This is a genomic window from Pseudomonas baetica, assembly GCF_019733355.1.
GTDB classification, from domain to species: Bacteria; Pseudomonadota; Gammaproteobacteria; order Pseudomonadales; family Pseudomonadaceae; genus Aquipseudomonas; species Aquipseudomonas baetica_A.
Map to the genome: position 1 here is coordinate 1 of NZ_JAIHLQ010000041.1, position 18,540 is coordinate 18,540.

Annotated in this window: 20 protein-coding genes and 1 pseudogene; 4 read left to right on the forward strand and 17 right to left on the reverse strand. The window is 54.8% G+C overall.

The features are described 5' to 3' along the window. On the forward strand, positions 1-167 hold a 167-nt coding region (locus K5E40_RS27730), incomplete at its 5' end, for an AraC family transcriptional regulator (protein WP_221733506.1). A gap of 21 nt (positions 168-188) precedes the next feature. On the opposite strand, the pseudogene K5E40_RS27735 reads toward K5E40_RS27730, so the two are convergent. From K5E40_RS27735 to K5E40_RS27755, 5 genes and pseudogenes are all read right to left on the reverse strand, one after another. Beyond that, positions 189-1,499 (reverse strand): annotated as a pseudogene (locus tag K5E40_RS27735) (transposase); the annotation flags it as partial. An 885-nt stretch (positions 1,500-2,384) separates the two neighbouring features. Then, on the reverse strand, positions 2,385-3,179 hold the full coding sequence (locus K5E40_RS27740) for a SprT-like domain-containing protein (RefSeq protein ID WP_221733464.1): 795 nt from the start codon (positions 3,177-3,179) through the stop codon (positions 2,385-2,387). 130 nt (positions 3,180-3,309) lie between these two features. Next, the gene (locus K5E40_RS27745; RefSeq protein ID WP_221733465.1) at positions 3,310-3,699 is read right to left on the reverse strand and encodes a hypothetical protein; all 390 of its coding nucleotides are present in this window, start codon (positions 3,697-3,699) and stop codon (positions 3,310-3,312) included. A 5-nt stretch (positions 3,700-3,704) separates the two neighbouring features. After that, complete coding sequence (gene stbB / locus K5E40_RS27750) at positions 3,705-4,427, reverse strand: StbB family protein (protein ID WP_221733466.1); 723 nt, start codon at positions 4,425-4,427, stop codon at positions 3,705-3,707. After that, positions 4,424-4,873, reverse strand: a complete 450-nt coding sequence (locus tag K5E40_RS27755) for a hypothetical protein (RefSeq protein ID WP_221733467.1) — start codon at positions 4,871-4,873, stop codon at positions 4,424-4,426. Before K5E40_RS27755 ends, stbB begins: the two co-directional genes overlap by 4 nt. Positions 4,874-5,332: 459 nt before the next feature. On the opposite strand from K5E40_RS27755, the gene K5E40_RS27760 reads away from it, so the two are divergent. The 3 genes from K5E40_RS27760 to mobF are packed head-to-tail and all read left to right on the forward strand — an operon-like array spanning position 5,333 to position 10,258. Continuing rightward, on the forward strand, positions 5,333-5,719 hold the full coding sequence (locus K5E40_RS27760; RefSeq protein ID WP_221733468.1) for a hypothetical protein: 387 nt from the start codon (positions 5,333-5,335) through the stop codon (positions 5,717-5,719). Beyond that, positions 5,719-7,275, forward strand: a complete 1,557-nt coding sequence (locus tag K5E40_RS27765; RefSeq protein WP_221733469.1) for a type IV secretion system DNA-binding domain-containing protein — start codon at positions 5,719-5,721, stop codon at positions 7,273-7,275. The genes K5E40_RS27760 and K5E40_RS27765 overlap by 1 nt, the downstream gene beginning before the upstream one ends. A 10-nt stretch (positions 7,276-7,285) precedes the next feature. Next, positions 7,286-10,258 (forward strand): MobF family relaxase, encoded by a 2,973-nt coding sequence (gene mobF / locus K5E40_RS27770; RefSeq protein ID WP_221733470.1) that lies wholly within the window; start codon positions 7,286-7,288, stop codon positions 10,256-10,258. Positions 10,259-10,306: 48 nt separating this feature from the next. On the opposite strand, the gene K5E40_RS27775 is transcribed toward mobF, so the two are convergent. The 12 genes from K5E40_RS27775 to K5E40_RS27830 form a co-directional block, all read right to left on the reverse strand. Further along, positions 10,307-10,747 carry a hypothetical protein gene (locus K5E40_RS27775; RefSeq protein WP_221733471.1) on the reverse strand — a complete coding sequence of 147 codons (441 nt, stop codon included), beginning with the start codon at positions 10,745-10,747 and terminating at the stop codon, positions 10,307-10,309. 67 nt (positions 10,748-10,814) lie between these two features. Next, the gene (locus K5E40_RS27780; protein ID WP_221733472.1) at positions 10,815-11,435 is read right to left on the reverse strand and encodes a hypothetical protein; all 621 of its coding nucleotides are present in this window, start codon (positions 11,433-11,435) and stop codon (positions 10,815-10,817) included. Between the two features lie 47 nt (positions 11,436-11,482). Then, complete coding sequence (locus tag K5E40_RS27785) at positions 11,483-12,067, reverse strand: phospholipase D family protein (RefSeq protein ID WP_221733473.1); 585 nt, start codon at positions 12,065-12,067, stop codon at positions 11,483-11,485. Next, a complete protein-coding gene (locus K5E40_RS27790; RefSeq protein ID WP_221733474.1) occupies positions 12,057-12,380 on the reverse strand; it encodes a TrbM/KikA/MpfK family conjugal transfer protein in 324 nt (107 codons plus the stop codon). Before K5E40_RS27790 ends, K5E40_RS27785 begins: the two co-directional genes overlap by 11 nt. Before the next feature lie 29 nt (positions 12,381-12,409). Continuing rightward, complete coding sequence (locus K5E40_RS27795; protein ID WP_221733475.1) at positions 12,410-13,342, reverse strand: transglycosylase SLT domain-containing protein; 933 nt, start codon at positions 13,340-13,342, stop codon at positions 12,410-12,412. Further along, complete coding sequence (gene virB11, locus K5E40_RS27800; protein ID WP_221733476.1) at positions 13,326-14,354, reverse strand: P-type DNA transfer ATPase VirB11; 1,029 nt, start codon at positions 14,352-14,354, stop codon at positions 13,326-13,328. Before virB11 ends, K5E40_RS27795 begins: the two co-directional genes overlap by 17 nt. 9 nt (positions 14,355-14,363) lie before the next feature. Further along, positions 14,364-15,623: a TrbI/VirB10 family protein gene (locus K5E40_RS27805; RefSeq protein WP_221733477.1), complete on the reverse strand. Its 1,260-nt coding sequence runs from the start codon at positions 15,621-15,623 to the stop codon at positions 14,364-14,366. 2 nt (positions 15,624-15,625) lie between these two features. Next, positions 15,626-16,405 (reverse strand): TrbG/VirB9 family P-type conjugative transfer protein, encoded by a 780-nt coding sequence (locus tag K5E40_RS27810; RefSeq protein ID WP_221733478.1) that lies wholly within the window; start codon positions 16,403-16,405, stop codon positions 15,626-15,628. A gap of 26 nt (positions 16,406-16,431) precedes the next feature. Further along, entirely contained in the window at positions 16,432-17,097 is a 666-nt protein-coding gene (locus tag K5E40_RS27815; protein WP_221733479.1) for a type IV secretion system protein, read from the reverse strand. Next, a complete protein-coding gene (locus K5E40_RS27820; protein ID WP_221733480.1) occupies positions 17,097-17,957 on the reverse strand; it encodes a type IV secretion system protein in 861 nt (286 codons plus the stop codon). The genes K5E40_RS27815 and K5E40_RS27820 overlap by 1 nt, the downstream gene beginning before the upstream one ends. Next, on the reverse strand, positions 17,945-18,334 hold the full coding sequence (locus tag K5E40_RS27825; RefSeq protein WP_221733481.1) for a hypothetical protein: 390 nt from the start codon (positions 18,332-18,334) through the stop codon (positions 17,945-17,947). Before K5E40_RS27825 ends, K5E40_RS27820 begins: the two co-directional genes overlap by 13 nt. Beyond that, positions 18,327-18,539 (reverse strand): hypothetical protein, encoded by a 213-nt coding sequence (locus K5E40_RS27830; protein ID WP_221733482.1) that lies wholly within the window; start codon positions 18,537-18,539, stop codon positions 18,327-18,329. The genes K5E40_RS27825 and K5E40_RS27830 overlap by 8 nt, the downstream gene beginning before the upstream one ends. Between the last annotated feature and the right edge of the window lies 1 nt (position 18,540).

Consider the following 18,540-nt stretch of genomic DNA (forward strand, 5'->3'; position numbering starts at 1 on the left):
CTTATGCTCGCCTCACGCAGACTAACTGCACCGTGCAAAGCGCCGCTTATGCAGTTGGCTATGAAAGCGTGTCGCAGTTCAGTCGTGAATTTAAACGCTATTATGGGCAGAATCCACAGCAGGTTAAGCGAATTTGGCTAAATTTGCCCAACGCGCCAAAAATGTAAAGTTAGCTTTAAATTCTAAAATCACTCACTTGAATTCTCGTTCTCAATCAGCGCTTGCTTCCAATATTCTGGTTCAGCATATCGAGCAACCAATGCATCGATATCTATTTTTGAGGTTGATGGACTAAACTCAAAATTGCCATACATATTGATGTGCTGCCATGCAACGGGCGAAATACTGTGAAGCTGAGCCAGTGCATTTTGATCTCCTACTGTTTGCTTCTGTTCATAGACACGAGATAGCAGCACTGTGTTGTAGTAAATGACCGCGTTGGTGATGAGCCGAGAGCATTCATTCCATATTTGCTGCTCCTCTTCTGTTTTTACTCTGAATTTTCCACCGTTAACAAATGCAACTGCTCGTCTAAGACGATGATAGGCTTCGCCACGATTTAATGCTTTTTGTACACATTGACGTAAGCCAACATCGTCGACAAAGTCGAGAATGTATAGCGTTCGGCATATGTTTTCCAACTCCCATAATGCTTTCTTGGTCTGATTCTGACGCGAATAGCTCGAGAGTTTGCGAACAATCGTGGCTTGAGTAACATCTTTTTGAGCTAGCGATGCCATGATCCGTTGAATATTGGGCCATTCACGTTCAATCAATTCATCGTTGGTTTTTCGGGCAGGCTTTATTAGCCAGTCACCACACTCATTGGGATGTTGTGAGCCGACTAACGTATCCATTTTCTTATGCAAATCACGATAACGAGGTGCAAAATGATATCCAAATGCATGCAAAATCCAAAAATTAACCTGATTGGTGCCATGGGTGTCAGTGGAATGCCGTTCTGGCTTTATATCAGAGGTATTGTTATGCAATAAATCGAAAACGTAATGGCTTTCATGTTCGTGAGTCCCAATAATCTTTGCATTTATAGGAACATGATTTGCAACCAACGTGTAGGCGCTGACACCTTTCTGTAAACCAAAATACTTGGGAGAATATCGAGCGTTAAGGGTGTTAATTTGCGTTTCTATCCGCTGACCATCGCTACTTGAATGAAGTGTGTCCTGAATATCATAGAGATGAAATGCGGGTAGCTGGCTGGTCGCATTACTAATCGCATCATTAGCCGCTCGTAATGTCTCCAAGCGTAGATAATTTCTTGATGTCCCCGCCATTGATGCTGAGCTAAGGCCTGAAACCTCAGCCATTTTTGCTAACCCCATGTTTGTTCCCATCGCAACAATACAGGCGAAAATTTCACGGGGATCAGCTTCATGCTTTACATAACGATCTAATACATGGGTAAATGCATTTAAAAATCCAGTATTACCCGCAACAAACCACAGTAGATCCGCAATACCAATTCCTGGTAACTGGCTGTTGTGCGAGTAGAATAAAGTATCATACTGAGTATTAAAGTATCATACTAAAATGGCAGCGTTGACATCGGTACGCTGCCATTTTTAATATAAAAATACTTGAGAGTATTAAGGTGGACTGCCCCCAATATCCTTGACAGTTTTTGCCCGCAAACCAGCGCTCTGTCTGGGGAGTACGATAAAACCACCGTTTTATGAAACCGCTTTAACGAACATCAGGAAGGACCGTAAACATCCGAAAAGCGGTTCGATAAACTCGTTTCGACAATCAGAGTTCTCCAATCAACAGTCACATACGAGTAAAGCGAACTCTAATTCGTGCTTACGTTGGTTTTCGGTTCCATTGCTCCCCAAACCCCAAGATCAAAAGCAAGCGGTTGGGCTTCGCCCCGCCGCTTTTTCTTTGCCAGCAATTACCAAATTGCTGGCCGGTGTGCGTGTTCGGCTTCGCCGAAACGGCTCTCGTGAACCAAGCCCCGGCCAGAAGCACGCCGGGTCTTGGCCCTTCGGGCTTCGATCCTCACGCCTTCGCCCGTTCCGGGCTGCGCGCTCCGCTTGCACCAGGTCAACGTACTTCGCCTATTTTATATCGTACGATACAGATGAAATGCTGATGGCCCGGACCCGTCCGGGCGATGTAATGCCCCGCGTCCTGGATCTGCGCACGGCTCAGGAAATCACCCTGCAGTTACCCACCGTCCGGGCAAGAAACCTCCCGGCCCGTGGATAACTGCACCGCTCGCTCTGGCCTCTGACGGGCCCGCTCGCTGGGCAATTTTTCACGCGCTGGCCATCACATCGAAATGCCTTCGGCGACCAAAGGGGTGCCCCCCTTGGAACCGCAGGTAATCAGGGGGCGGGCTGTGCCCGCGAGATCTGCGCCGTCTAGTCGCTGCTCTCAGCCGCCGCCTCTGGCGGGACTTCGACCAGCTCTTTCGCGTCGATGAACGGGACGGCGCATTCAACGCATTGAATGCGCCCGCTAAGACCCGGTTTGCCCCACACATTCAGTTGACACTTTGGGCATGTGTACTTGCGCTTGTTTTTCGGGTCTTCCTTGCCAGGATCTTGCGGCAAGAGTCCTGCCGAGGTCAGGGCTGATATGTCTATCGTGGGGTCGTCTACCAAACCGGGCACAGGCTCACCGCCAGGCCCATAAAGCAGGGTTGCTGACATGGGAACCCGCTTGGTCACTACGTCGATCCACGACAACATGCGTCCTTGCTCGACCAATTCTTTGCAAGCTATATCGAACGGGCCACCCTCGATTATGTAGTGCGTCATCTGCTGTCCATGGCGTTTCCCGCCTGGCTCGCCAGTGTTCGACGGCATCAGTCCGATGGACTCCATTTTGTTGGCCCACTCTGCATTGTGATACCCACCACGCGAGCGCTTGCCGAAGTGCGCCTGCCACTGGTGGACTTGCTCATGTGCCAATGTAGAAAGGGTCTGCTCTACGCGACGGTGCGCGAAATAAGCAGGGTTCAATGCGATCTCATCGCTCTTTCCTTCGCCGTTCCGGCGTAGAAAGCGTGACTCCGAGTAGTACCCGAACGTGTTGCTTTTGCGCTGCAGCGTGAACAGACAGCCAGGGAGTTGGCTGTCAAACAGCACGTCATTGAAGAACGCATAAGCGCCTTCAATTTCTTCGTACAATTCCTGGCTGACAGTTGCTGTCATGTGAACTCCTTTTCTCGCATGCGAGAACCCCCCGGCTTGATTGCCTACGGAGGTAAGGTTGTGGTGATACAGAAAGCTTATCCTGTATCGTACGATACAGGATAAGCCTCAAAAAAGGGGGCGCACCCCCTCACATTGCAGCCAGCCGATAGCCGATGAATGCCCCCACGGCACCGGCGACAATCGCCGTTACCAATGTCACGAGCGCGAAGACCAGGAACCAACGCCGCAGCCCACCGGCTGCGAGCATCAGCGGCGCCGTGCTACGGTTTAGCTCGTTGCCTATCCTGGCGGCGGCCTCGCGGCCAGCCTGCAGCAATGCCACCTGCTGGCTTTCCATCATTGACTCGAAGTTCAATCGCGTCTGCAACAGCGCCTTGGCGGCCCCGTCCTTGATCGACTGTTCCATCTTCGCGCCCAGCTCGCCGTCCACTTCTTCCAGGCGGCGCACCAGGGCGTCAATGTCTTCCATCATCTGAGCCGCCAACGCTTCGCGGGCGGTTGTCGGATCCTTGGCCATCGCGGTTACTTCCCTTTCCCGAACAGTGCCGCGTAAACGTCATCGAGGTTCTTCCAGGCCGACTTAGCCAGGCGCTGCACCGAGATCATCCGAATGGCGTGCTCTTTGTCTTCTTCAGTCTTCGCGTCCTTCAATTGCTCACGGTACGGCGTGGTGTCTTGCACGACCTCGGAAATGTTTTTCTTGAGCGCACGCAACCGCTCGAACACCTCGTTGGAATAAATCACCGCGTCAGGGTTGAGGGTGAATTTCTTCTCCAGCTTGTGAAACCCGTACACCGCCGAGAAGGTTTGCGGCAGATCGTCCGCGTCGTCGATCTGCACCTTGTTGAAGACGACCAAAATCCGCTTGGCTGGGACGCCAAGCGCAGAAAGCGTCTTGATGGTGTTGATCGTGTCGGCCTGCTGTTTCTTCTCGCTGACCGTGGGCACCAGGAAGTAATCGAACTCTTCTTGCGAGCCTGCGAACTGGCCCATGTACTTGAAGAAATCTTCGACGTTCGACGCTCCCACATCGACCACCGCTTTGCTCTCGACCATGAGCCATTCTTGCAGCTCGCCGAACTGGCGACCTTTCATGCGCTCGATCTCGGCGGCGGTGTCAGACGCCCCCGCGTTGATCGTCTCGATGGCGAAACGAGGTGCGTCCATCCGTGGCGACAACAACTGATCAGATACAGTCGTTTTGCCGGTGTTGCCGCTGAAATTCACTACGGCGATTTTGCTCATGTGCGTCTCCTTCTGCTTGGGCTCGCACTTTCGTAGCGCGCCAGTTCTGAGGCGTTCACATCATCCCCAGGGTTCATGATCTTGTTCAGTTCGGTCGGCGCCATTGGTGGCGGCAGTTCTTCATTTTCTAGATTTGTATCGTACGATACAGGAACCGGTATTTCGGCTTGTGCCTTCGGCACTGCCGCCGCTGACTCCAACTTCGGCTGGCTTGCCGGTGCTTCGACCGTTCCGGTCTTGACCGACTTGCGATACCGATACAGATAACTTTTCAGCGTCTCCATCGTGATCTCGATCCCCTGCTCCTTGAGCACATCCAGGATCGCTTTTCGTCTCACTCCGGCCTTCAATTGCTGCTCGATAATCGGCATCACCTGGCGTATTTGTGCCGCCTTGGTTTCCGGTTCAACCGCCTGCAATGCCGTCGCTAGGTCTAGCTTTGCCATATTGCACCCTATATGCACCCTTGTTGCTCTCTGTGTGTATCCTACTCACCCCCTACTGATAGTCAAGTTAAACCCTCCTGCATCTGTTGTGCAGCCTTACAGCACCCTATCTGTACCCTATCTGTACCCTATCTGTACCCTATCTGTACCCTATCTGTACCCTCTCCTACGGTCTTCGACCTAAATGATGGATACGCCCTTAACAAGAGCATAATTTTTGATCCTTAACAGGATCAAAATCTTAATACACATCACGCACTCCCTTGCGGGAGGTGAAAGCCTTGCTGCGCTTGGCTAAAAGGCATTCAACATCATTCCGTAGCGCTATACACTTACTATACAAAACTACCATTTCAGCCATATAAATCAAGCTTTTTATGTATAGCGTTTGCTATACATGTAGCGAGTGATTATTGTAGGGGCTGAAATGCACCTTTTTTCATGCACAGAGAGAGCACCGTGGCGAAGACACTACCCATACGGTTCAACGACGAGCAGACGGCCAGGCTCGAAGAAGCAGCGGCGTTAGCGGGGTACAAACACCTGTCAACTTATGTTCGGGACCGCGCTCTCGCAACGGACAAATCAGGGGGCAGACAGACCGATCTCGACAACTGGGCAGACCAGCAACGGATCCTCAGTTTGCTCGAATCCCTCGACCGGGAGCAGGGCACTAACCGAACCATTCTGGCCATCGCGGTCTACCTGCTGCGACAGAACAGCACGCAAGGAAAGCTCAACGAGCTGCGCGCCGAACTGTCTGCAGTGGGGAGCAACGAGGAAGCATTAGCCGCTCTGTTGCCCGAGTTGGCTAAGGATATTGAACGTCTATCAGGAGAGGACTAATGCACAAACAAGAAGTCGATAGCGCAACCTTGATGGCGGGGATTGCCCTGCCAATCGCCGGTTGGGTCGGCGGCGCCTACCTGGCGCAGATGCCGTTTGCACCATTCCCTGGCGCCTTCCGCGAGACACTGCACCAGACATTACAGAACCCAATCATGGCCGGATGTACGGTGGCCACGTCCGTGGTTGCCGGTGCGCTGGTCTACTACCTCAATGAATATTGTGACGATGGGTTCCGTGGCGAACGGTTCGTTGAACACTTGCGCGGTTCTCGCATGCGAAATTGGCACTATGTGGACAGCAAAGTCCGCAGACGTAATGCCCAAACCAACCGGGAGCGCCGCAAGAGTGGGATGGAGAAGATCGAGCCGATCATGATCGGCAAGGTGCCCATGCCGTTGCACCTCGAAGATCGAAACACCATGATTTGCGCGTCCATCGGTGCCGGTAAGTCCGTCTCCATGGAAAGCATGATTGCCTCGGCGTTGAAACGTAATGACAAGATGGCCGTTGTCGATCCCAACGGTACGTTCTACTCGAAGTTCAGCTTCAAGGGTGACGTGATTCTCAACCCATTTGACGCTCGTTCGGCAGGCTGGACAGTGTTCAACGAGATCAAAGGCGTTCACGACTTTGACCGTATGGCGAAATCCATCATCCCGCCGCAGGTCGATCCAGGCGATGAGCAGTGGTGCGCGTATGCCCGTGACGTGCTGGCCGACACCATGCGCAAGCTCAAGGAAACCAACAACCCGAACCAGGACACGCTGGTAAACCTGCTGGTACGCGAGGACGGCGACACCATTCGGGCGTTCTTGGCCAACACCGACTCCGAGGGCTATTTCCGCGACAACGCAGAAAAGGCGATTGCCAGTATTCAGTTCATGATGAACAAATACATTCGCCCGCTGCGCTTCATGACCAAGGGCAGTTTCTCGATTCACAAGTGGGTGACAGACCCGAATGCGGGCAACCTGTTTATCACCTGGCGGGAAGATATGCGCTCGACCATGCAACCACTGGTGGCCATGTGGATTGATACGATCTGCGCAACCATTCTCAGCTACGAGCCCATGACCGGGAAACGCCTCTGGCTGTTCCTGGACGAGCTGCAATCGCTGGGCAAACTCGAATCGTTCGTACCAGCGGCCACCAAAGGCCGGAAACACGGCCTGCGTATGGTTGCCACCCTGCAGGACTGGTCGCAATTGATCACCAGCTATGGCCAAACCGACGCGGAAACGGTGCTGTCCTGCTTCCGTAACTACGTGATCCTTGCCGCATCCAACGCACAGACCTCGGACAAGGCAAGCGAGATCCTTGGCCAGCAAGAGGTCAGGCGCATGCGTGTGTCTTTCAGTGGCGGCCGCAGTAACCGTTCGCCGGAGATCAAGAAGGAGCCCGTGGTCATGGACTCCGAAATCTCAAACCTGAAAGACCTTGAGGCTTATCTGAAATTTGGTGAGGACTTCCCTATCACCAAAATCAAACTGCCCTACGTGCATCACAAAGAGCGAGCCCAAGGGATAGTTGTTGCCGGTCAAGAAGCGGCGTAACGGAGGTTGCATGCTCAACGTCACGCCGATTCGAGGTAACAATCAATACGCTGCAGCGCGCTACTTTTCTGCTGCAGACGACTACTACGCCAAGGAAACACCGGGCGAGTGGCAAGGCGAAGGCGCGGAACGGCTGGGCCTAGTCGGCCCGGTCGATCAGGCGCAGTTGGCGAAGCTGCTCGATGGCAAGCTGCCGAACGGCGAAAAGATTCACACCACGTTCAACGCCGAAACCAACAAGCGCCGTATGGGCCTGGACATGACGTTCTCGGCGCCGAAATCGGTATCCATGCAAGCACTCGTTGCCGGCGACAAAAATGTCACTCTGGCGCACGACCGGGCGGTGGCCAAGGCCATGCACCACGTCGAAAAGCTCGCCCAGGCACGTCGCAAGGAACAGGGCAAGTTCCTGCGCGAGCGCACGGGGAATATGGTCATCGGCAAGTTTCGGCACGAAATGAGTCGCGGCAAAGATCCCCAGCTCCACACCCATGCAGTAATCATGAACATGACCCAGCGCGCCGATGGCAAATGGCGCGCCTTGTTCAACGACGATATTTTCAAGGTTCAGCACGAAGTTGACGCCATGTACAAGGGTCAACTGGCCCTTGAGCTGCGCGAGCTGGGCTACGAGATTCGCGTACTCGATGGCAAGGGTAACTTCGAGCTGAATCACATTTCCCGGGAACAGATCGAAGCATTCTCCAGCCGCAGCAAAGTCATCGAGGAAGCGTTGGCCAAGGACGGAAAAACCCGGGCCGACGCGACCACCCTTGAAAAGCAAGTTATCTCAATGGCCACCAGGCCACACAAGGACGAACGCGACCGCGATCTGGTGAAACAGTATTGGGTGACGAAAAGCCGTGACTTGGGTATCGACTACGGCCCCCAAAGTCGGCTGGATGGCCGCGAATATGGTGAATCAGGCCCAGCGTCAGGCGCTGGCCGCGCTCCATTTGATCCCAATCTACCCGCAGGACTGACACCGGCCCAAGCGGTTGTGCAGTACGCAATCAATCACCTGACCGAGCGTGAACAAGTTGTTAGCCAACTGGATCTGTTGACCGTGGCGCTCCAACGTTCGGTAGGGCTGGCCGGACCTGACCAGGTACGGGCCGAAATAGCCAGGCTGGTACAACAAGGCACGCTCATAGAGTCAGCACCGGCCTACTCAATGGCGCAGCCCACGGAAAACGCGCCCGTGTTGTCGCCTGCAGGTTGGCAAGCTCACCTGCAGGAGCTGAAAGGCTGGACAGACAAGCAGGCAAAACAGTACGTGGCCACCGCCATCGAGCGCGGTTCATTGGTGCCAACCGAAAAGCGCTACACCACGCAGAAAGGCTTGAAGCGCGAGAAAGCCATCCTTGCCATTGAGCGCACTGGCCGAGGCCAAGTGACTCCGCTCATGACCCAGGAACAGGTCGCTAAAGCACTTGAAGGTTCAACCCTCACCGCTGGCCAACGGCAAGCCGTCGAGGCCATTGTCAGCACAGATAATCGGTTTGTCGGCATTCAAGGTGATGCCGGTACGGGTAAAACCTACTCGGTTGAACGGGCTGTGCAGTTGCTCACATCCGTCAACGAGGCAATGAGCTACGGCAAGACAGAGGATCAACCCGGCTATCGAATCCTCGCATTGGCGCCGTATGGCAACCAAGTTGCCGCACTCAAAAACGAGGGGATGGACGCTCATACCCTGGCCAGCTTTTTCAACACCAAGAACAAGATCCTCGACGAAAGGACGATCATTGTTCTCGACGAGGCCGGTGTCGTCGGTGCTCGCCAGATGGAACAGCTCATGCGACTGGTGGAAAAGTCCGGCGCCCGTCTTGTTCAGTTGGGTGATACCAAACAGACCGAGGCCATCGAGGCAGGCAAACCATTCGCCCAGCTCCAGCAGAACGGCATGCAAACCGCCCGGATCAAGGAGATTCAGCGGCAGAAAGACCCCGAGTTGAAATTAGCCGTCGAGAACGCCGCCGATGGCAACACTCCTAAGTCGCTGCAGCACATCAAGCACATTGAGGAACTGCGCAATCCTAGCGATCGACATCAAGCAATCGTCAACGACTACATGCAGCTCACTCCCCAGGAGCGCAGAGAAGTTTTGATTGTTGCCGGTACGAACAAAGACCGTAAAGAGATCAACACTTTGGCGCGCAAGGCGTTGGGGCTTGAGGGTCGAGGGTCGAAGTTCGACACGTTGAACCGCGTTGATATGACCCAAGCAGAGCGGCGCTATGCACCGACCTATCAGCAAGGACTGGTCATTCAGCCAGATAAAGACTACAAAAAAGCGGGGTTGGTTCGTGACGAGATCTACACCGTCAAGCAGGCGCTACCGGGAAACATCCTTGTCGTGACCGGCGCCGATGGCCAAAGCCGTCAGATCAACCCGCGAAAGATTACAAAGCTCAGTATCTACAAGGCCGAACGCCCGGAACTGTCCATAGGCGACCTGGTACGCATCACCCGCAACACGCCATCACTCGACCTCACCAACGGCGACCGGATGCGGGTTGTCAGCACAGCTAACGGCATGATTGAGCTGGCTTCGACCAAAGAGCGCGACGGCAAGCCGGAGCGCGTGGTGAAGTTGCCAGCGAACAAACCGCTGCACCTCGAACACGCTTACTCCGCGACTGTTCACAGTGCGCAGGGCTTGACCAATGACCGGGTGATGATCTCCGTCAACACCAAGAGCCGAACCACATCGCTCAACCTGTTCTATGTGGCGATCAGTCGAGCACGTTTGGAGGCGAGGATCTACACCGACGCTATCGCCGGTTTGCCGGGTGCCATTGCCAAGCGCTATGACAAAACCACAGCATTGGCGCTGCAGCAAGAACGTGACGCCCAACGACTGCAAAAAGCGCATGCCCCGAAAACGGTGGTGGACGGGCCAAAAACCGAACGCGCCCTGGAACGCGAAAAACGAGCGCGACCCAACAGCCCAAGCGGCGGTATGGAACGCACCAAATAGAGCCCAACAAAAAGCCCCGGTTCGGGGCTTTTTTTCGCGTGCGAGAAATCAGGCGCGTGACGGTGTGTCGGTACGTGGTCGGTATGTCTCGACGTTCTTTTTCCGCCGCCGCTTGAGCACTGCGTTTTTGCTACGCCCAGCACGTAGCCCGATCTCCACGTCACTCAGCGCACCCAACACATCATCGAATTTTTCGAGAGGGTTCCCCAACTGCTCACGCAATGAGGCAATGCCCTTTTCCGTACGGCGTGCGGTAATCGTCTGTTTGGTGACTTCTGCGAGTGTGGCCAGGTCTTCGTCGGTCATGGTGCCGAGCAGGTGATCGAAGGCTTCGAGGTGGCTGGGGATGCCTAGCCTTTTTCGGCGGTGAACAACTGCAGCCGTTGCGACTCCAGCTAACCAAGCAATTTTGGATTCCGACCGTTTGCCTAACAGGTAATCAAACGGTAGGAGCTTTCTATCCAACTCAAGCTTGTGTGAATCGTTCATGAGGGCTCTCTACCAGGACAACAACGAGTATCGTAGTGGATCCTGGCAGAGAGTCGCTAGGGCTTACTCAATAGCGGCCAGCGCCGCCAAAACCCTTGGCCTGATGCTCCGGCACCTTGCGCTCTAGCGCCTTGTCTTTGACCACCACCACCCCAGCGTAGGCATAGCGAATAGACAAGTCCTTGTCTTTCGCGATCAGACCGGCTTTTGCACCACTCAGCGCAGCCCGGTCGTGCTCAACAAAGTAGGTCTGCTTGCCATCGGTAACGGCTTGAACCACCTTACCCGCATTGAACGAAACGATCTTGCCCTCGTAGGTTTTGCCGTCCTCGGCCTTTTTCATACCAGGCAAGTCGTGCTTCGCGCTAATACCGGACGCCGCTGCATGCTGATCAGGCTTGGTCAACTCCGCTTTCCCGAGCGTGGCGCTGCCAAGCTCTGCTTTGCTCAGTTCCATGGATTGCTTGAATGACTGTTTGAACTCTGCCGAACCCGGTTGATTATCAAACGGTAGGTCTTTGTACAGCTTCCCGTCGGCGTTGCCGGTGCTGGCATAGATCTGCATCTTCTGACCAGGTTGTTCAACGAGCATCATCGGTTTCGCGTTCAAATCCGCCTTGTGCCAGGCCTCGCCTGCCTTGGCTGCATCGGTAAAGACTTGGCGGTCTTTGCCTTCTTGATTGAGCAAATAGGTGACTTGGGTGACTTCTGGTTTTGCCATGTGTAAACCCTCTCTCAGTATTTTGCCTTGAAGGCTTGACCTTGATCCCAGCGGCTTTGCCAATGGTTCAGGTAGGTTTCAGCGAGCGCCGGATCGTTCCAAACCACCAGGGCGTTTTCGCTGTTGCTCTTGGCTGCGGCTGCAGTGAAGTTGAAACTCCCGGTTTCCACTGCCATGCCATCGACAACTATGAATTTGTCATGGTGAATCGGGTACGCCTTGACCGTTCGGGTCGGGATACCCGCCTTGGCCAGCAGCGTCAGTGCATGGCGTCCGGCAGTTGAGCGCGCTTCTTCGAGGTTGCTGCGGTGATCAGCGATCACCGCCACGTCAACGCCGCGTTGCTTGGCGGCAACCAGCGCTCGGGTAACGTCTGGACTGGTGAAGACGTACGCAGCAACGCGGATAGAGCTGGTGGCCGCGTCGATGGTGCGCAGTACGAGTTTCTGCGCCGAGCCTTCGGGCGAGAAACCGACCTCAATGCGACGGCTACCGCTTCCGTCACCCTCGTTTTCAGCGGCTAGGGCCAGCGTTTGCATGCTGCCCCCGGCGACCAGTGCCAACACTAAAACAAACGGCTTAAATGCGTTAGAAACCATTCGGGACTTTCCCCCAAATGCCGTTGGCTTTACTTGAGCTACCTTCATCGTCCTTGCAGGCCGCAAGGAAATCACCTCGCGCCTGTGCAGTGCGCGACGGACTGAATTTGCCGTGTCTGGTACGATAGATGCTGAAATACTTGGTGATGTACTTGTCGCAATCACCGTCGCGAGTAGTGCCCAACAGGCACAAAGCAGCACCACAGGCGTCCGGGTCGCTGTCATGGCCATAGGGTAGATCTGATTCAGCAGCAATAGCAGCGCCCGAAAACAGAGCTGCACTCAGCAAAAAGGCGGCTGACAGTTTTTGCATATATCCCCCTTTTCTCGCGTGCGAGAAATTCAATTGATGATCTGTACGAAAGACGGTTCGGTTTGCGCTTGCCGCTGGGTAGGTGCAGACGCGGCGGCGGGCTTTGGATCAGCGAAGCGTTGGAACTGCTGGGCCGGTGGGGCATCGCCAGTGTCCAGCGCGACTTGGACCTTCGGCTGTTCAGGGACTTGCGCTTGATCAGGGCTCGCCGGTTGTGTCGCGGCCACTTGAACGGGTTGAGGTGCCTGGCCGTTTTCATCAGTCACAATCACCCAAGGATCACTCTGTTTTACCGAGGCCGTACGAGCGCGCACAGGAGCTTTTCGTGCCACAGGTGATGCAGCGGCGACGGGTATTGCCTCATCGCCTGCTGTGGCCACCACAGCGGGCACAAGCGGATCATTGCTTGAAGGGTTGAGGGCACCGACCACAACTTTCTGTACATAGGACAGATCGCCCTCTTTGTCCGGCTGATACCCACGTACAGGGTTGCCGCTGTAGTACATCGACAGCGAGTCGCGCAGGGCTTCTTGTGGGTTCGGATTCGCAGTAAGCGCCGTGGTGTAGTTCTTGACCATCAGCTCGCTAATCGCCTGCAGGTTGCGGCAAGGCTCGAACGCTTGGGCGTAGCTCAAGCCGAGAGCGCGCATGTTTGTGACCAGGAGCTGGCCAATTCCGACCGAGAAGCGGAAGCCTTCGCGCTCCAGCCTTTCGGCAGTGGCCACCGCCTCGCGCAACGACCGGGGCTGACGCTCCAGTCGGCCATCGACAACCCCAATCGCGTAGGGGTTGTAGGTCGATTCATTACCGATCAAGGACTTTAGGGTCTGCGGATGCACGGCAGGCGCGCACTTCGCGGCCAGTTCAGAGAACGGCACCGGGGCTTGCTCATCCGCCCAGGCTTGGCCAAGGGTGCAGGCCAGAGCCAACAGCGTTACCGCGAACTTAGGCAGCTTTTGCATATTGAACCTCCGAGATGTAGCGACGGCCATCAAAGCCGTACTCCCACTGAATAACGACATCAATCAACTGCCGTGAGTATTCGATCAGTTGCGACTTGTTCATTTCGGCGCCGCCGCGCGCCGCCATGGATGCCAGGCGGTCGAACATCATGTCCGGCGAGTCCGAGTGAATCGAAGAAAGCGACCCGCTGTGACCGGTGTTTAGCAACTCCAGAAACGGGAAGGCTTCACCACCGCGGATCTCGCCCATGATTGCCCGGTCGGGAGTGAGTCGAAGGATCGACTCAAGCAGGTCGAACGGCGTGACCTTGGCGCGACCCTGGCCACCGCGTGAATAGATCAGGTGAACCACGTTCTTATTGGGTGTACGGATCTCGCGGGTGTCCTCAATGGTGACGAGACGTTCATGCGGGTCAATGTGTTCAAGCATCCCGTTGAGCCAGGTGGTTTTACCCGCGTTCGTCCCGGCTGAAATCATGATGTTCTTACGGGCTTTCATGATCCCGATGAAGAACTCTTTCCAACGCTTGGCGCGGTACAGCGCTATCAAGTGATCGTCAGAATAATCACTGTGCAACCGAGGCTCGTTGATGTGCTCGAAAGCCCCGGAGCTCTGATATTCATCCAGGTTGATTTGCTTGATACCGGGCTTACGAATACAGACGATGCCACCAATGTGCTGTTCGACCGCAGGCGCCAAGACAACCTGCACGCGGTAATCACCGCGCTGGTTGTCCGGCACACCTTCGGCCAGGTTGATCGGAATACGGCCCGACAGGATCGGCGTATACGAGTCAACCTGTTGCCCCGTATGAGCAGCGATTACCTCACCGAGCGAGGTAATCAATCCGGTGGTGACACCCTCAATCTGTACCGGCTTCATAAACCGACTGCCGCGAAAACCGGCCCAGACATTGTCGGGACCATTGATCGCGATCTCGGTCACTTCTGGATCGTCCAGAAGCGTGACCAGGTTTTTCAGTTTGGCGCGGAACGATGCAATCTCAGACATACCGCTTCCTCACTGGATGAAGGTGACGCCGCCAGTTTTGGCGTGCTCGATCTCGGCCTCAAACTGCGAGGTGAAATCCAAATCGCGCTGCAGGTAGATCACCACCCGCGAGCCATGGGGAACGGTCAAAGTCGGCTGGATACTGGCGTAACGGCCCAGGATCGTATTGGCTGACTCGGAAGCGGCTTCCTGTACTTCCGTGCGATAACGTGACGCCGAGTTTTCCCGATCACCGGATGACACGCCGGTATTCGATGCACCCGCGCCGATGATCGAAACCGCTGCAGCAACACCGAAGATTTGCCCCCAATGGTTATCAACTACACCACCTTGGCCAGCGGTGCCCAACTGGTCAGTGCCCGCGCTGTTGATCGCGATTTCCATTGCTGGGCGTCCCGGTAATTTAGGCGTACGCAACCAATTCCAGATGGTGAACAAGCGTTCCTGGCCAGGGCGAAGACTGGCGTTATAGCTGCCGCAAACCCGCGACCCCCACGGAATCAAAACCCGGCGACCGACTGCCGCGTAAACGTCTTGTTGAACGTCTACACAGACCTGACCCGGCAACTGACTTTGAGCCCGGGGCTGCATAACCGCCTCGATCTCAGCACCCTGCAGAATCTTGTATTCCAAGTTTTCCATCTTGCGCACCTTGGAGACCGCAACCCCATCGGTGAACGTCGAGGATGCGTAAGCGCTATTGGCATTTGACGAGACGGGAGCGTTTCTATCGCCGCTCCCGCCCAAGGATCCAGACCCACCCTTCTGGTCTGGCGCCTCATCCGTGAAGCCCTCGTCTTTCGCGGTGGCGATAATGGCCGAGCGTTGACGTGCGGCCAGCATCTTCTGTTCTTCCAGCTCGCGCTGCAGCTCAATGGCTTGGCGGCGCTTTTCGTCTTCGCTCATGCCCGCTTGGTTTTGACGGTCTACCACCGTGCGCGGCGTGTCAGCGGGAGCAGCGCTGGCGTCATTACTGACGGGAGCAACCGACGCCGCTTGGCGCTTGGGAGTCGGATCTTGTACACGGCGCGGCTGTGCAGCGGTGATCGTGTTATTACCAGCACTGTTGCTGGCAGCTGGGGTATTGCCCTCTTTCAACCAATAGACAAAGCCACAGAGCGCAATTGCCGTCAGAGCCATAACGACACCGGCAGTCTTGTTTGAACCCGGCTTAGCTTTCAGCATCGAGTTGGATTGTGATTCGTTCCACTCGCGAAGTTCGTCTTCGCGGGTTTTCTCTGGAACGGGTTTATTATCATCACTTTTCATGCTTACGCTCCCCCGCCATCACGGGCGCCCCGAGTTACGGTGCGCTTGTATGGGTTGGCCAAGTTCTCCACGCAGACATGGGCGTTGCCGTCACGCAGAACAAACATACTGTCCAGGCGCTCAACGACCACGTAATCACCCTCGCGGCGTTTGTTGACCATGGCCTCAGTGCCATCCGGCAACACGCGGTAGAACTGCGGCATGTCCGCGCCTTTTTTCAGCAGGAACTTGGTGAACTGGCCATCGTCCATCACCGACTGCAGACCAATGGCGTCTTTGTCACCCGCAAAGCCGTAGTTGATGTTTGGAGAGCCTGGCGTGCCGGTGCTGACCACGGGCGCAGGCTCATGGCTCTTGACCTCAGTGAAGGAGGACACGCGGTTGCTTGGGTAGATAAAGCGGACCAGGTACGACTGGCCGGAGTTCTTCTTGGAACTACCAAGCTGGAAATAGTAGGTGCGCTTGCTGGTGATTACGGTCAGGTTGGTATCCGCGTTTTCCTCGACCGGCTTGAGGAACAGGCGATTGCGAAACGGGATGGTTTGCCAGGCAATGGTGTCGCCCAAGGCAACCACTTTCACCATTTCATCCGCTTCAAATTCTAGCGAAGTTTGATAGTTATATGTGCCGATCAATTCGTAAACCTGATTCGGGTCATAGGCAACTTGTTTAACCCGTTTGTCGGTCAAGAGAGAGGTTGGCAACTTAGCGGCGTGTGCGAAACCACCCAAGAAACACAAACTCAGGGCGATAGCGGTCGGCAAAATGCAATTTTTTTTCATGATTCAGTTTCCTTGAATGGAGTGAATTACCGGCGGCTCAGTTCTTCACTTTTGCGATAAAGAGTAATCACAGTACCCAGCGGGTTAACCCATCGTTCACCGAGTGAGCGCGGTACAACTGTGTTCGCTATTTTCAGGTTCGCGGTGTAAGTGGTTGGTACTGGATCTTGCTTCCCCGCTTGATGGAAGTTAGAAACAAATGAAACTTGATAGGTATCACCGACCTTGTTAATGCCGAACGCCTTCGCTTCAATCCACTCCTTTTCACCCAAAATCCCGTAAGGGTTTCTTGGATTATCTGGATTGATCTCTTGCTCATACTGGCGAGCAACATCAGGCGTTGTGTACAGATGGCACGTGTCAGACAGCGCTTGCTTTCTGCGTGGGTCGAAGGTGTTGCACGCCTCGACAAAGGAGTACAGATCGCCCTCAATCAACGCTTGTTCTGCCGAAACGTTTTCCTTGTCAATGACGCGCATTCTCAGGACTTCACCATCTGCGCCGATGGTGGCCACCACGGGAATGACGGTATGCAAATCCGACAGGACGTAGACCGCACAAGCCAGCGCTACGATGGAGATCGCTTGAGCCCCATTGAGAAACAGGCTGCGATTACGTTCCTGTTTGACCTTCTGCCCTTCGCGTAAGGTTTTACGGCGCAAGGCCTCATCATTCTTAAATGTCTTGTCCATTACACTTTCGCTCCCAAAGTTCTAACAGCCATCATCACCAACGACGAACCTCCGACAGTTGCACCAGAGGACAACGCAGCGGCCCAACCGCGAACTTGCAACATGCAGATAATCAAGACCCCTTCCACGATCAATAATGTGCCGTACTGTTGAGCGGTCATCAGCGCGGCATCACTGATAGTCGCGGTTTGTGCGACTTCTTCAATGGCGTCTCCAAAGACAGAGTAACCGAACCTGATAATGGCGATGGACAGAATGTAGATAAGCGAGAAGTTCAACATCTTGCTTAACCAATTCATTCCCCAACCCCGTGTTTGCGGAAAGAAGAAGAAGGCGACCAAAATCGGCAAAATCGACATGCTGATAGCTGCACCAAACTTTGCAATCAACATGTTCAAGATCGCGACCACGAACAAAATGCAGTTAATCAGGAACAAGCCATAGCCCATCATGATCATTGCAAACTGCCGCCAACTTACGTTCATCAGTACACTGGCCACCTTCCCGACATTCACATACAAGGCGTCGAGCATCGACGTCGAGTTAACTCCCCCGCTCATGATCGTCGAGGCAATGGATTCTGTGTAGCCACCCCATGCCTGGTAAAACACAAGCCCGCCCGTTGACCAGTTCAGCGTCAGAAACACCATGGCAGTGAGGAACATCCTCTGCGCCAGATCCCAATACTGGACGGCCTGGCCGTTGTAGACCTTGAATCCCAGTGCTGCCCAATAAGCGACGGCGACCAGGTACGCAGCAGGGGAAACCAGTGACGCCAGATCAGGGAATACCTGACTGACGAAGCTGGTAGTTACTTCGTCAGTCGCGCCAATTAAGCCCTCAAGGGTCAGCTGCGCCATGGGTTCGATGCTCCGTACACACCCTTGAAGTGGGAGAGCACTTCGGGGTCGCGGAAGTCACTGGCACTCAGCTGCACACCGGTTTGCGCTTTGATCTCCCTGGAAGTCTGCTCGATGCAGCCTTGAACCAGCGCGCCACCGTAAGACGACGACTTCATATAGATCTCAGCGAAGCAGGTGCCGGGGAACCAGTTGCCAACGTCGCGCTTGCTCGCACTCAACAGCGGGTTTTTGCCGGAGCTGATTGGCGCTGTTGGGGCACCTGGCTCGGCGGGTTCAGTCGAGAAGTACGACGCTGTGTTGATGTAGACCACGCTACCGACAACGATCACAGCCACGAATACCGAGAGAATGTGATGCAGTTTGAGTTTAAACATTGCTGCGCTCCTGGTCGGCAGTGACAAACGGGGTGAACTGGCAGGCACACGGCGATTTATCAATCTTCCCGGTGTTGGTGACACAGCCCGAGGCCGCGCTAACCACCACGGCCAGCAGCACGACTTTCCAGAGCTTGAAGATCACCCACAGCGGAAGCCAGATCGGCAGGGTGACGGCTTTGAAGATGAACACGATTGCTTTCATT

Bases quoted from the DNA above. Each gene is read 5' to 3' on its own strand.
- K5E40_RS27740 (WP_221733464.1), bottom strand. From the start codon at position 3,179: ATGACAGCAACTGTCAGCCAGGAATTGTACGAAGAAATTGAAGGCGCT.
- K5E40_RS27745 (WP_221733465.1), bottom strand. From the start codon at position 3,699: ATGGCCAAGGATCCGACAACCGCCCGCGAAGCGTTGGCGGCTCAGATG.
- stbB (WP_221733466.1), bottom strand. From the start codon at position 4,427: ATGAGCAAAATCGCCGTAGTGAATTTCAGCGGCAACACCGGCAAAACG.
- K5E40_RS27755 (WP_221733467.1), bottom strand. From the start codon at position 4,873: ATGGCAAAGCTAGACCTAGCGACGGCATTGCAGGCGGTTGAACCGGAA.
- K5E40_RS27765 (WP_221733469.1), top strand. From the start codon at position 5,719: ATGCACAAACAAGAAGTCGATAGCGCAACCTTGATGGCGGGGATTGCC.
- mobF (WP_221733470.1), top strand. From the start codon at position 7,286: ATGCTCAACGTCACGCCGATTCGAGGTAACAATCAATACGCTGCAGCG.
- K5E40_RS27775 (WP_221733471.1), bottom strand. From the start codon at position 10,747: ATGAACGATTCACACAAGCTTGAGTTGGATAGAAAGCTCCTACCGTTT.
- K5E40_RS27785 (WP_221733473.1), bottom strand. From the start codon at position 12,067: ATGGTTTCTAACGCATTTAAGCCGTTTGTTTTAGTGTTGGCACTGGTC.
- K5E40_RS27790 (WP_221733474.1), bottom strand. From the start codon at position 12,380: ATGCAAAAACTGTCAGCCGCCTTTTTGCTGAGTGCAGCTCTGTTTTCG.
- K5E40_RS27795 (WP_221733475.1), bottom strand. From the start codon at position 13,342: ATGCAAAAGCTGCCTAAGTTCGCGGTAACGCTGTTGGCTCTGGCCTGC.
- virB11 (WP_221733476.1), bottom strand. From the start codon at position 14,354: ATGTCTGAGATTGCATCGTTCCGCGCCAAACTGAAAAACCTGGTCACG.
- K5E40_RS27805 (WP_221733477.1), bottom strand. From the start codon at position 15,623: ATGAAAAGTGATGATAATAAACCCGTTCCAGAGAAAACCCGCGAAGAC.
- K5E40_RS27810 (WP_221733478.1), bottom strand. From the start codon at position 16,405: ATGAAAAAAAATTGCATTTTGCCGACCGCTATCGCCCTGAGTTTGTGT.
- K5E40_RS27815 (WP_221733479.1), bottom strand. From the start codon at position 17,097: ATGGACAAGACATTTAAGAATGATGAGGCCTTGCGCCGTAAAACCTTA.
- K5E40_RS27820 (WP_221733480.1), bottom strand. From the start codon at position 17,957: ATGGCGCAGCTGACCCTTGAGGGCTTAATTGGCGCGACTGACGAAGTA.
- K5E40_RS27825 (WP_221733481.1), bottom strand. From the start codon at position 18,334: ATGTTTAAACTCAAACTGCATCACATTCTCTCGGTATTCGTGGCTGTG.
- K5E40_RS27830 (WP_221733482.1), bottom strand. From the start codon at position 18,539: ATGAAAGCAATCGTGTTCATCTTCAAAGCCGTCACCCTGCCGATCTGG.